The sequence below is a fragment of the Conexibacter woesei Iso977N genome (assembly GCF_000424625.1).
In the GTDB taxonomy this organism is placed as follows: domain Bacteria; phylum Actinomycetota; class Thermoleophilia; order Solirubrobacterales; family Solirubrobacteraceae; genus Baekduia; species Baekduia woesei_A.
This window is the reverse complement of the sequence record NZ_AUKG01000001.1, coordinates 1,267,045-1,278,277: the sequence shown is the minus strand read 5'-3', so window position 1 is coordinate 1,278,277 and position 11,233 is coordinate 1,267,045. Positions and strand designations below refer to the sequence as shown.

Sequence of the window (11,233 nt, the reverse complement as noted above, 5' to 3'; positions counted from 1 at the left end):
GTGTGCGGTGGAGACATGTCGTCATTGCGGTTGCGGCGGGGTTGGCGTTGGCGGATGCGTCGATCGTCACGCTGGCGCTGCCGGAGTTGTTGCATGAGCTGCATACGACGGTGGAGGGCGTCGCCGCGGTGCTGGGCGTCTACACCGTGGTGCTCGCGGCGGCGTTGATCCCGGTCGAGCGGATCCAGCGGGGTGTCGGTGCTCCGCGGATGGCGGCGGGTGGGCTCGTCGTCTTCGGGAGTGCCTCGCTCGTCGCGGGCGTCAGCGGGTCGCTGGGGTTGCTCCTTGCCGCCCGTGGGGTCCAGGCGGTCGGCGGCGCAGCGGCGCTCGTCGCCGCGTTCGCGCTCCTGGAGCCCGACGGCGCCGCGGGCGAGCGGGGGCGCAGGCTCTGGTTGGGCGCGGCGGTGCTGGCCGCCGCGGTCGGCCCGGCGCTGGGTGGCCTGCTGACCGAGCTGTTCTCGTGGCGGGCGATCTTCTACGTGCAGGCGCCCGTCGCGGCCGTCGCCGCGGTGGCGGCGCTCGCGGAACCCGTGCGGGATGTGCGGCCGAAGGCCCACACCGAGGGCGGCGTCAGGCTCGGGCCGGCCGTCGCGCTGGCACTGGTCTCGGCGGCGCTGACCGCGGTCTTGTTCTTGTTGGTGTTGTTGCTGGTCGCCGGCTGGGACGTCACGCCGCTCGCCGCCGCGGCGACGGTCACGGTGATCCCGGCGGGCGCGGTGATCGGCTCCCGGATCGGGGGGCAGGCCCACGCCCGCGCGGCCGCGGGCTGCGCGCTCGTCGGCGCCGGCGTCCTCGCGCTCGCGTTCCTCCCGGACGCCCACGTCGCCTGGACCTTCGTGCCCCAGGCCGCGGCCGGCCTCGGCATGGGCCTCGCGCTCCCCGCGCTCGGCGGCGAGCTGCTCCCGGAGCGCGACCCCCAGGACGCCGCGCGCCTCCTGGTCCTGCGCCACGCCGGGATCGCGCTGGCGCTGATCCTCCTCGCCCCGATCGTCTCCCACGAGCTCACCAACGCGACCGAGCGCGCGAAGGAGCGCGGCGTCGCGGTCGTCCTCGACGCCAAGCTCAACCCCACCGACAAGCTCCGCCTCGCCCCGAGCCTGCTCTCCGGCGTCGATGAACAACAACCGCGCCACGGCCTGCGCGCAGCCCTCACCAGGGGCCGCGACACCGTCGACTCCGGCGAGCACGACGCCTACGACCACATGGCGGCACGGGTCGACGACACGCTCGTCCTCGCCGTCGGCGAGGCGTTCCGGACGGCCTTCCTCGTCACGGGCGCGCTCGCGCTGCTCGCGGCGGCCGCGGTCGTCACGAAGGCCGCGAAGAGCGCGGCGCTCGTGGGCGTCGCCGCGACGACCGTCGCCCTCCCGCTCGCCTACGCGGGCTTCCACCACCAGTACGCGCCCGCGCCCGTCGAGCTGCGCGACCCGTGCGACCAGCGCCCGCTCCCGGAGACCGGCGGCCTGGAGGGCTTCATCCAGGACCGCGCCCTGGAGCTCCTCGACACGACCGCCTGCAAGGCCGGCTCCTCACGCGAGGAGCTCGTGCTCGGCCTCGCGGACGAGCAGGAGCGCGCGCGGTACGAGAGGAAGTACGGGAAGGACCCGCGCTCCCTCTCGACCATCCTGCAGAGCCTGCTCGGCTAGCGGCCGAGCAGCAACCCCTACAACAACTCGGGCAGCGCCTCCTGCGGATCGCCGTGCAGCAGCCAGCCGTTGTCGGTCCGCTCGACGAGGCCGCGTCGCGTCAGCACGCCCAGCGCCGTCGTCACCGACGGCCGCCGCGCGCCGACGAGCTTGCCGATCGTCTCGTGCGTCAGCGACAGCGGGACCCGGACGCCCTGCGGCGACACGCGGCCCCAGCGGTCGGCCAGCAGCCACAGCAGGACCAGCACGCGCGCATCGACGCGCGGCACCTGCGCGATCGCGCGCTGCACCGACAGCTGCCGCGAGCGCCGCACGGTCCGGCCGATCAGCGTGTCGAGCATCGACGGCCAGCGCCCAGCGACCGCCGCGAAGCGCCGGTCCAGGACCGCCACCCGCGCCGGCTCCAGGACCGCCCACGTGATCGAGCCCGGAAGCGGGTCGAGCGACAGCTCGTCGTCCCAGGGTCTGATGATGTCCCCGGACCCGAGCAACTCGGTGGTAGATCGCCTGGCGAGCTCGACGTCGCGCGTGATCAGCCCGTCGAGCACGAGCAGACCGATCGCGGGCGCGGCGCTCTCGCCGTTCGGCGATGGGAACTCGAACGGCCCCGTCGGCAGCGCATGCACTGCAGCGACGGCGTGCCGGCGCGCGAGGTCGCGCGCATCCCCCGACAGACCGGCACCCAGCTCGGGGTCCGCATCGAGGATCGAGATCAGTGGACGTGAGGTCATTGTCTGACTGGACACCAGGCTTTCGGTCTTCCCCGTCTGACCTGAGACAAACACGCACGGCTCACCGCAACTCAGGCTTGCGTAGGGATCGACCGGAATTTCGTCCTTCAGATCCCGGTTTCAACGGCTCACCATAGGACGTCCGTACGCGAACATGGTGTACAACACCCCGGCAAACGGACCGCCGCCGCACCGCCGGTTCGGGCGCGGACCCGCTCGGGTACTGCTCTCACCGAAGATGGCCGAGCACGACCCTGGCACACTGAGACCACCCATGGGCTTCCTCGAAGGGCAGCTGCTGATCGCCTCCCCGGCGATGTCGGATCCCAACTTCGCGCGGACCGTCGTGGCCATCGCCAACCACGACGAGGATGGCGCGCTCGGGATCGTCCTCAACCGCCCGTCGGAGACCGAGGTCACCGACGCGGTCCCGGAGCTGGACGGCGTGATGGACTCCGACGAGGTCGTCTTCGTCGGCGGCCCGGTCCAGCCCGCGTCGATCGTCGTGCTGGCCGAGTTCGACGACCCGGCCGAGGCCGCGTACCTCGTCGTCGGCGCGATCGGCCTCGTGAGCGACCGGACCGGCCTGGACCGCCTCGGCGACGCGACCGCGCGCCGCCGCGTCTACGCCGGCTACACCGGCTGGGGCCCGGGCCAGCTCGAGGCCGAGCTGGAGCGCGAGGACTGGATCGTCGAGCCCGCGCTGGCCGCCGACGTCTTCGACGAGGAGCCCGCCGAGCTGTGGGGCCGCGTCCTGCAGCGCAAGGGCGGCCAGTTCCGGCTGCTCGCGCGGATGCCGCTGGACCCGTCCGTCAACTAGGACGCGACGAGCGCCAGGATCACCACCACCACGATCCCGAGCCCGATCAACCCGTACACGATCGTCTGCGCCCGGAACGGCTTGCGCCACGCCTCCGGGTCGGACTGGTCGCGCGTGTGGTGGCCCTCGGGCGGGGTGCCGGACCAGTCGTCATCGTCGTCGTAGCCGGGGCTCATCGGCGTTGTTGTACCCGGTAGCGTCCGACTCCGTGGCGAAGAAGAAGACGGCGCGCCCCACGCGTCCCCAGAAGTCCGCCGAGCCGACGACCGCGCAGCTGCGCAAGGAGTACTACGCGCGCCGCGCCGCCGAGCAGGCGCTGGACGAGCTCGGCCTGCGCATGGACGAGCGACCAGCGCCCAGGGGCGACGCGCACTGGTGGGCCGGGACGCGCGACGCGCTCGACCGCCTGGAGATCATGCACGCGTGCTGGCGCTTCACCGGCATGGCCGGCTACGCGCCCGAGCCGGAGGACTTCGACCCGGACTCCGGGTGGCCGACGGCCGAGGAGGTCGAGGCGGTCTTCGGGTCCTGGGACAAGATGCTCGACGAGTCCGGGATCGACGACTCGATCTTCGGCGTCGTGATGGAGAAGGCGCTGGCCGCGCACGAGCAGCTCGGCGCGCGCGAGAGGGAGCTGGAGCTGCGCGCGGGCAAGCTCGAGGCCGAGGCCAAGAAGATCCCGGAGCTCAGGCGCCGCGAGGAGGTCGCGCGGGCCAAGCGCGACGAGGCCGACGACGCGCGCGCCGCCGCGGAGGCGGAGCGGGACGGCCTGACGCGTGACCGCGACGCCGCGCTGAGCAAGGTGGAGGCCTTGACCGCGGAGGTCGCGGAGCTGCGCGCGGCCGCCGCCGCGCGGGACGAGGCGCCGCCGGCCGAGACCGAGTTGCTGGAGGAGATGGAGCGCACGCTCACGGCCGCCGCCGCGACCGAGGAGGCGCGCGACGACCTGCACGAGCGCATGGAGCGCCTGCGCACCGAGCGCGAGCAGGACCGCCGGGCGATCGCCGAGCTGACGCAGCTGCTCGCGCGCGTGGATGCCGAGGGCGCCGAGGCGCCGGACGGGACGGTCGTCGACGCGGTCGAGGCCCCGCCCGCCACCGTCCTGGAGGCGGTCGAGCGCGCGGCCGCGGAGAGCAGGCACCTCGTCTTCGCGCCCAAGGCGTTCGAGACGGCGAGCGAGTCCCCGTTCCGGCGCCCGGGGCTGGTCCTGCGCACGCTGCGCGGGCTGGACGCGCTGGCCGCCCGCTACGCCGAGGGCGACATGGGCAAGTCGCTCGGCCAGGCCGCCGCCGAGCACGGCATCACGCAGTGGAAGCCCGACATCGCCGAGACCACGCGCAAGCGCTACGAGGACGACTACTCGTTCTTCCTCAATGGTCCCGGAACGCCCAGGCTCTGGGTCGGCCCCCACATCGGCCTCGGCTCCGGCTCCGGCGCGCAGTTCATCGCGCGCATCTACCTGCACGTCTCCGACGGCAACGACCCGGACGTCCCGCGCGGGATCTACGTCGCGGTCGTCGGCCGCCACCTGCCGGACACGACGACGTAGGGCACGCCGGAGCACGCTCGGGGGATAGCCCCCGGACCCGCGTGCGCAGCGACGGGTAGCGTCCACAACGTGCGCGACCTGCGACACCACTACGCAGACGAGGTCCGGCCGCTGCTGCGCGGGGTCTCGCACGCGTACGCGTTCTGGGCCGCGCTGGTCGCCGCGGTCGTGCTGACCGCGATGGTGCCGGGCGGCACGCCACGGGTCGGAGCGCTCGTCTACGGCGGCGGGCTGTGCGCGCTGTTCGCCGCGTCCGGGACCTACCACCGCTGGCGCTGGAACCCGCGCTGGCAGCCGCTGCTGCGCCGGATCGACCACTCGACGATCTTCGTGTTCATCGCCGCGACCTACACGCCGGTCGCGCTGCTGGTCATGCACGGCACGCTGCGCTGGGCGATCCTCCTCGCCGTCTGGTCGGGCGCGCTGTTCGGCGTGATCCTCTCGGTCGCCTGGATCACCGCACCCCGCGCGCTGCAGGCCCTCTGCTACCTCTCGCTCGGCTGGGTCTGCGTCTTCGCGCTCCCCCAGATGATGGAGAAGCTCTCGATCGCGCCGTTGGTCCTGCTGGCCGCCGGCGGCGTCATCTACTCGCTCGGCGCGGTCGTCTACGCGACCAAGCGCCCGAACCCCTGGCCCGGGACCTTCGGCTACCACGAGGTCTTCCACGTCCTCGTGATCGCAGCGGCGACGGTCCAGTTCGTCGCGCTGGCCGGCTGGGTCTTCCCGTAGCCCGTCGCACCCTGCCGGTTCGGCGCGGACCAATTGAACGCGCCCGTTCCTACTTCGTGGTAGCTTCGGTCTCATGGCTTCCACCGCCGAGAGCACCGAGACCACCGAGACGCCCGCCGAGCCGTCGTTCACGCTGGCCCTGACCCAGGACCAGAAGGACATGCGCGAGTGGGTCCACGGGTTCTCCGAGAACGTCGTGCGCCCCGCCGCTCATGAGTGGGACGAGCGCGAGGAGACGCCGTGGCCGATCATCCAGGAGGCCGCGAAGATCGGCCTCTACGGCTTCGAGTCGCTGCAGCAGTTCGCCTCCGACCCCAGCGGCCTGACGATGCCGATCGTCCAGGAGGAGCTGTTCTGGGGCGACGCGGGCATCGGCATGGCGATCATGGGCACCGGCCTTGCCGCCGCGGCCATCGCCGGCCAGGGCTCGTGGGAGCAGGTCATGGAGTGGATCCCGCAGTGCTACGGGACCGCCGATGATGTGAAGGTCGCGGCGTTCTGCGCCTCGGAGCCCAACGCCGGCTCCGACGTCTCGAACATCCGCACCACCGCCAAGTACGACGAGGCGTCCGACACCTGGGTCCTCAACGGCCAGAAGGCCTGGGCGACCAACGGCGGCATCGCCGACATCCACGTCGTCATCGCCCAGACCGACAAGGAGCTCGGCTCCCGCGGCCACGCGGCGTTCATCGTCCCGATCGCGACCGAGGGCATCGAGCAGGGCGCCAAGGTGAGGAAGCACGGCCTGCGCGCGTCGCACACCGCCGACGTCCACCTCGACGACTGCCGGATCCCGGGCGCCAACCTGCTCGGCGGCAAGGAGAAGCTCGACGAGCGCCTCGCGCGTGTCCGCGAGGGCAAGAGGGGCAGGACGCAGGCCGCGATGCAGACCTTCGAGGCCACGCGCCCGGTCGTCGGCTCCCAGGCGCTCGGCATCGCCCGCGCCGCCTACGAGTACTCGCTGCAGTACGCCAAGGAGCGCGAGCAGTTCGGCAAGAAGATCATCGAGAACCAGTCGATCGCCTTCGCGCTGGCCAACATGAAGATGGAGATCGACGCCGCCCGCCTGCTCGTCTGGCGCGCGTCGTGGATGGCCCGCAACGGCATCCCGTTCGAGAACGCCGAGGGCTCGATGTCGAAGCTGAAGGCCGGCGAGGTCGCCGTCTGGGCGACCGAGCGCGCGATCCAGATCATGGGCGGCAACGGCTACACGCGCGAGTTCCCGGTCGAGCGCTGGCACCGCGACTCCAAGATCTACACGATCTTCGAGGGCACGTCCGAGATGCAGCAGCTGGTCATCGCCCGCGCGATCTCCGGCCTGCGGATCTCCTAGAAGGACCCGTCATGACGCGCGCACGTGCGGCGCATCTGGGACCGGAGCTGCGACGCCCGCTGGTCCTGGACGCCGCACTGCCGCTGTTCGCCGAGCTCGGCTACGAGGCGGTCTCGATGCAGGCGATCGCCGACGCCGCCGAGGTCTCCAAGCCGGTGCTGTACTCGTGCTACGCCTCCAAGGAGGACCTCTTCGACGAGCTGATGGCTCGCGAGGAGCGCAAGTTGTGGCACATGGTCGAGGACTCGGTCCCGACCCCCGGCGCGCTCGGCGACAAGGAGGACCTCATGCGCTTCGGCCTCGCCGCGCTGCTGCGCGCGGTCGTCGAGGCGCCCGAGGCGTTCCGCGTCATCTACCTCCAGCGCCATGGCGAGACGCGCATCGAGCGCGGCCGCGAGCACTGGGAGCAGCGGATGGGCGAGGTGCTCGCGGCCTGGACGAAGCTCCCGGACCGCGAGACCGCGCTGCTCGGGCGCATGTTGGTGGCCTTGGCCGAGCTGGGCTTCCGGGTCCAGCTCGAGGAGCCGGGCCAGTGGCAGCCGGATCAGCTGGCCGCCTACCTGGCCCGGGTCGTCATGCGCGGGATCCCGAAGAGCGACTAGATGGTTGATGCGAAATAGACCGTGGTCGTGGTCGTGCGCACGGCGGATGCTGGGCGCCGCGCGATCTCGCAGCCGATCCTGGTTGGATCGGTAAGAGATCGCGTGGCGATCCAGCGCCGCCGGGCGTGCGAGCACGGCCGCGGGAATTTCGCATCATCCATCTAGGCGAAGGCCTTCGCGAGGATCTCGCCGGCGGCCCTGACTTGGCCGAGGTCGTGGGCCTCGGGCATGTTGACGATCAGGCCGGTGAGGCCCGCTTCGCGGTGGGCGGCGAGCTGCTCGGCGAGGGTGTCCGCGTCGCCCGACAGGACGACCGCCGCGGCGCGCTCGCCCATCGCCTCGCGGACCGGCGCGGCCTTCGCGTCGGCCTCCTCGGCCGTGTCGCCGATCACGAGCGTCGCGAGCTTCGTGCGCGCGATCTCGCTCGGGTCGCGGCCGACATCGGCGCAGTGCTGGTCGAGCACGCCCATCAGGTGCTTGATCTGCTCGACGTCGCCGAAGACGTTGGACGCCTGCGCGTACTGCGCGACCATCCGCAGCGTCTTCCTCTCGCCGGAGCCGCCGATCAGGATCGGGATGTCCGGGCGGACCTTCGGGTTGTTGTAGGCCCCGGTGATCGAGTGGTGCCTGCCCTCGACCGTCGCGCGCTCCTCCCCGGAGGTGAACATCGCGCGCATGATCTGCAGGCCGTCCTCCAGGCGCTCGAAGCGCTCGCCGAGCGTGCCGAAGTGGAAGTCATAGGCCTTGTGCTCGTCCTCGAACCAGGCGGCGCCGATGCCCATGATCGCGCGGCCGCCGGAGAGGACGTCGATCGTCGTCGTGATCTTGGCGTGCAGCGCGGGGTTGCGGTAGGTGATGCCGCCGACCATCAGGCCCAAGTGGATGGTCTTGGTCCGGGCGGCGAGCGCGCTCAGCGTCGTCGGGCCCTCGAGCATCCAGTTGCTCTGCGGGCCGAGGCCCGGGAGCTGGTGGAGGTGGTCCATCACGTACAGCGCGTCGAAGCCGGAGGCCTCGGCGGTCGTCGCGATGTCGGTGAGCGTGTCCAGGAGGTCGCCCGGCTCGGTGCCGGGCAGGTTGAAGTTCGGGATCTGCAGGCCGGCGCGGAACGTGTTGGAGGGCATGGTGTCGAGGCTAGTCGGTGTGGTCGAGGGTCGTGGCGATCTTGGCGGCGACGGCATCACGGGCCGCGTCGTCGGCGTACTTCGTGCGCGGCCAGAAGAAGCCGCGCAGGCCGTCCCTGGGGGTGCGCGGGACGACGTGGCAGTGCAGGTGCGGGACGGATTGGCTGACGATGTTGTTCATGGCGACGAAGGTGCCCTTGGCGTCCATGGCGATGGGGATCGCTCGCGCGAGGCGCTGCGCCTGCAGGAAGAACGGGCCGACGCGCTCCGGCGTGAGGTCGGTCAGCGTGACCACGTGCGTGCGCGGGACCAGCAGCGTGTGACCCTCGAACAGCGGCCGCGCGTCGAGGAACGCGACGTGGTCGTCATCCTCGTAGACGATCGACGCGGGGATCCGCCGTTCGATGATCTCGCAGAAGACGCATGGCGCGGCCATGTTCCGCAGCGTACGATCCCGCGTCGATCGCCATGCCCCGGACGAACCGCAAGAGCGCCATGAAGGTCGTCGACGGGACGGTCAAGCGCAAGAACAACTGGGTCGAGGACGCGGGCGACTACATGGCCCGCGTTCAGGACGACGTGATCCTCGACCGCACCGACCCGGGCCCCGGACGGCGTCACCTGCTGACGATCGCTCACCTGCGCGAGTACATCAACCTGATCCCGGATTGGGGCGAGCTCGGCGATGCGATCGACGCGATCGCGCTGCATGGCTCCGACGACCCGAACCTGCTCGGCTGGTACTGGAACGGCGTCGTGCGGCTGTGCTCGTGGGAGGCGGACCTGTGGTGGAACCGCTGCCCGCCCGCCTTCATCGACGAGATCGAAGAGGTCCTGGACCGGATCGGCGTCGACTACGGTCCGGCGCCGGAACGGTGCGTGCAGGTGCGCTGGACCGCCGACCAGATCCGGGCGTTCCAGTTGACCTACATCTTGTCGCACGAGCTGGGCCATCATCACGACCGGATCACGACGCGTTCCTGGCGGGTCGCGCGCGGCGAGCCGTACGCCGAGGCCTACGCGCTGGAGATGATGCGCGCGGTGTGGCCGGAGTACGTCCGGCGGTTCGCGGTCTAGCGGCTAGATCTGGTTGCCGCGGGTGAGGCGGTCGCGCTCACGCTCGCGCCAGCGCGCGTAGGCGGTCAGCGCGCCGAGCGAGGCGGCGATGGTCCAGGCGACGGCGTGGACGACCGGGTCCTCGTTCACGCCCTGCAGCCCCGCCGCGCAGCCGCCCACGAGGCTCGCGATGAACGCGAGGCGCTTGGCGCCGGTCGGCAGGCCGCGGAACTTGTCGGCGAGCGCCCAGGCGAGGAAGCCGAACACGAAGATGGCGAAGGCGACGAGCAGCAACGTGCCGGGATCTTGAGCGATGAGGGGCGAATGCGCAACTCCTTCGTGGGTGGCGCGTATCGGTGAGTGATGCGACGCCTCTCACCGGCCGCCCTCGCCGCCGCCGCGCTGCTGGCGCTGGCCGCCGCTCCGTCTGCCGCGCAGGCGCGCTGGTCGGCCCCGCGCCCGTTGCCGTCGGTGACCCCGTACGCCAGCTCGCTGCTCGGCGCGGTCGACGACCACGGGCACACGGTCGTCACCTACACCGGCGCGACCGGGACGCGCCTGCTGCGCCTCCGCGCGTCCGGCGGCGCTCCGGGCCGGCCGGTCGCGGTGACGGGCATCGACGACACCGAGACGCTGGCGCTGCTCGCCGGCGGGACCGTCGTCGGCGTCGGCAGCCGCGAGGTCATCCCGACGTCGCCGTCGCCGTTGCCGGACTGCTGCGAGGAGGCGGTCGTCTTCCGGCAGCCCGCGCTCGGCGGCGCGGTCGCGACCCAGGAGCAACCCGCCGCGTTGCCCGAGGGCAACTGGGGCTCGGTCGCGACCGCGATCGCGCCCGACGGCACGGTGTCCCTCCTCGCGAGCCTCGACGACGGGCTCACCGGCGACTCGCCGAACCACTACGCGGCGGAGTCGGCGCGCGCGGGCGACCCCGCGATCGTGCTCGCCGGCACGCCGTTCCTCACCACGCAGTGGGCCGCGACCGGGGCGCGGGCGCTGAGCGACGGCCGCGCGGCGATCGCATGGCGCGGGAACCGCGAGATCCACGTGCTGGCGCTGCGCGACGGCGCGGCCGTGGGCACCCGCGCGTTCCGGACGCCGCCCGTCTACGACGAGTCGCTCGTGGTCACCGGCTCCGGCCGCGTCGTGCGCGTGGGCGGCAGCGGCGGCCGGTTCTGGCTGTGGTCCGAGGCGCGCGGGCGCCACCTGCTCGCGCGCACCGGCGTGGGCGCCGACAACTCCTGGCTGGTCGGCGGCCCGCACGGCACGGCCGCGGTCGCCTTCATCGACGGCGACCGCGTGCGCCTGGCGACCCTGGACCGCCGCGGCCGCTTCCACGGACCGGTGACGCTCGGCCGCCGCCCGAGCACGGCGTTGCCGTCGATGCCGCCGCTGCCGGCGATCGACGCCCGCGGCGGCGTCCACGTCGCGTGGGCGACCCGCGGCGGCGGCGTCGTCATCCACGGCCCCCATCGCACCCACCACATCCCGACCCGCCACACCGCGGAGATCGCCGACCTCACGGTCAGCCCGTCGGGCGCCGACCTGGTCCTCTGGAGGGTCGGCGCCCACGCCTTCGCGGCGCGCTCGTCGCCGTAGAATCGGGCGCATGTCCGGTCTGCGCTCGCTCACACGTCATGAGGGGGTGA

At 72.3% G+C, this 11,233-nt stretch carries 13 protein-coding genes; 8 read left to right on the top strand and 5 right to left on the bottom strand.

The genetic code is table 11. From position 1 onward, the window contains the following. Positions 1-2: 2 nt before the first annotated feature. Positions 3-1,646 carry an MFS transporter gene (locus H030_RS29735; protein WP_081690554.1) on the top strand — a complete coding sequence of 548 codons (1,644 nt, stop codon included), beginning with the start codon at positions 3-5 and terminating at the stop codon, positions 1,644-1,646. A 17-nt stretch (positions 1,647-1,663) separates the two neighbouring features. On the opposite strand, the gene H030_RS0106200 is transcribed toward H030_RS29735, so the two are convergent. Then, positions 1,664-2,377, bottom strand: a complete 714-nt coding sequence (locus tag H030_RS0106200; RefSeq protein ID WP_027005487.1) for a Crp/Fnr family transcriptional regulator — start codon at positions 2,375-2,377, stop codon at positions 1,664-1,666. A 274-nt stretch (positions 2,378-2,651) separates the two neighbouring features. Between H030_RS0106200 and H030_RS0106195 the strand changes: the two genes are divergently transcribed. Further along, positions 2,652-3,197, top strand: coding sequence for a YqgE/AlgH family protein (locus H030_RS0106195; RefSeq protein WP_051221848.1), 546 nt, complete (start codon positions 2,652-2,654; stop codon positions 3,195-3,197). Here the strand turns inward: H030_RS0106195 and H030_RS0106190 are convergent. After that, the gene (locus H030_RS0106190) at positions 3,194-3,373 is read right to left on the bottom strand and encodes a hypothetical protein (protein ID WP_027005485.1); all 180 of its coding nucleotides are present in this window, start codon (positions 3,371-3,373) and stop codon (positions 3,194-3,196) included. The genes H030_RS0106195 and H030_RS0106190 overlap by 4 nt on opposite strands. A 32-nt stretch (positions 3,374-3,405) precedes the next feature. Here H030_RS0106190 and H030_RS0106185 point away from each other — a divergent pair, with 32 nt between their 5' ends. The 4 genes from H030_RS0106185 (at position 3,406) to H030_RS36465 (ending at position 7,410) form a co-directional block, all read left to right on the top strand. Next, positions 3,406-4,746, top strand: a complete 1,341-nt coding sequence (locus H030_RS0106185) for a hypothetical protein (RefSeq protein ID WP_027005484.1) — start codon at positions 3,406-3,408, stop codon at positions 4,744-4,746. Positions 4,747-4,815: 69 nt separating this feature from the next. Then, a complete protein-coding gene (gene trhA / locus H030_RS0106180; protein ID WP_051221846.1) occupies positions 4,816-5,475 on the top strand; it encodes a PAQR family membrane homeostasis protein TrhA in 660 nt (219 codons plus the stop codon). A gap of 73 nt (positions 5,476-5,548) precedes the next feature. Beyond that, a complete protein-coding gene (locus H030_RS0106175; protein ID WP_051221844.1) occupies positions 5,549-6,808 on the top strand; it encodes an acyl-CoA dehydrogenase family protein in 1,260 nt (419 codons plus the stop codon). Between the two features lie 11 nt (positions 6,809-6,819). Next, positions 6,820-7,410: a TetR/AcrR family transcriptional regulator gene (locus tag H030_RS36465; protein WP_051221842.1), complete on the top strand. Its 591-nt coding sequence runs from the start codon at positions 6,820-6,822 to the stop codon at positions 7,408-7,410. A gap of 161 nt (positions 7,411-7,571) precedes the next feature. Here the strand turns inward: H030_RS36465 and H030_RS0106165 are convergent, their stop codons facing one another. Continuing rightward, on the bottom strand, positions 7,572-8,531 hold the full coding sequence (locus H030_RS0106165) for an LLM class F420-dependent oxidoreductase (protein ID WP_027005481.1): 960 nt from the start codon (positions 8,529-8,531) through the stop codon (positions 7,572-7,574). A 10-nt stretch (positions 8,532-8,541) separates the two neighbouring features. Next, positions 8,542-8,967 (bottom strand): HIT family protein, encoded by a 426-nt coding sequence (locus H030_RS0106160; RefSeq protein ID WP_035125911.1) that lies wholly within the window; start codon positions 8,965-8,967, stop codon positions 8,542-8,544. Between the two features lie 32 nt (positions 8,968-8,999). Here H030_RS0106160 and H030_RS0106155 point away from each other — a divergent pair, with 32 nt between their 5' ends. Next, positions 9,000-9,608 carry a hypothetical protein gene (locus H030_RS0106155; RefSeq protein ID WP_027005479.1) on the top strand — a complete coding sequence of 203 codons (609 nt, stop codon included), beginning with the start codon at positions 9,000-9,002 and terminating at the stop codon, positions 9,606-9,608. 3 nt (positions 9,609-9,611) lie between these two features. Here H030_RS0106155 and H030_RS0106150 read toward each other — a convergent pair whose 3' ends face one another. Further along, a complete protein-coding gene (locus H030_RS0106150; RefSeq protein WP_027005478.1) occupies positions 9,612-9,881 on the bottom strand; it encodes a hypothetical protein in 270 nt (89 codons plus the stop codon). Positions 9,882-9,950: 69 nt separating this feature from the next. On the opposite strand from H030_RS0106150, the gene H030_RS0106145 reads away from it, so the two are divergent. Beyond that, on the top strand, positions 9,951-11,183 hold the full coding sequence (locus H030_RS0106145; RefSeq protein ID WP_027005477.1) for a hypothetical protein: 1,233 nt from the start codon (positions 9,951-9,953) through the stop codon (positions 11,181-11,183). Positions 11,184-11,233 lie beyond the last annotated feature (50 nt).

Coding starts and splice junctions, on each gene's coding strand:
- H030_RS0106200 (WP_027005487.1), bottom strand. CDS start 2,377: ATGACCTCACGTCCACTGATCTCGATCCTCGATGCGGACCCCGAGCTG.
- H030_RS0106195 (WP_051221848.1), top strand. CDS start 2,652: ATGGGCTTCCTCGAAGGGCAGCTGCTGATCGCCTCCCCGGCGATGTCG.
- H030_RS0106190 (WP_027005485.1), bottom strand. CDS start 3,373: ATGAGCCCCGGCTACGACGACGATGACGACTGGTCCGGCACCCCGCCC.
- H030_RS0106175 (WP_051221844.1), top strand. CDS start 5,549: ATGGCTTCCACCGCCGAGAGCACCGAGACCACCGAGACGCCCGCCGAG.
- H030_RS36465 (WP_051221842.1), top strand. CDS start 6,820: ATGACGCGCGCACGTGCGGCGCATCTGGGACCGGAGCTGCGACGCCCG.
- H030_RS0106165 (WP_027005481.1), bottom strand. CDS start 8,531: ATGCCCTCCAACACGTTCCGCGCCGGCCTGCAGATCCCGAACTTCAAC.
- H030_RS0106160 (WP_035125911.1), bottom strand. CDS start 8,967: ATGGCCGCGCCATGCGTCTTCTGCGAGATCATCGAACGGCGGATCCCC.
- H030_RS0106155 (WP_027005479.1), top strand. CDS start 9,000: ATGCCCCGGACGAACCGCAAGAGCGCCATGAAGGTCGTCGACGGGACG.
- H030_RS0106145 (WP_027005477.1), top strand. CDS start 9,951: ATGCGACGCCTCTCACCGGCCGCCCTCGCCGCCGCCGCGCTGCTGGCG.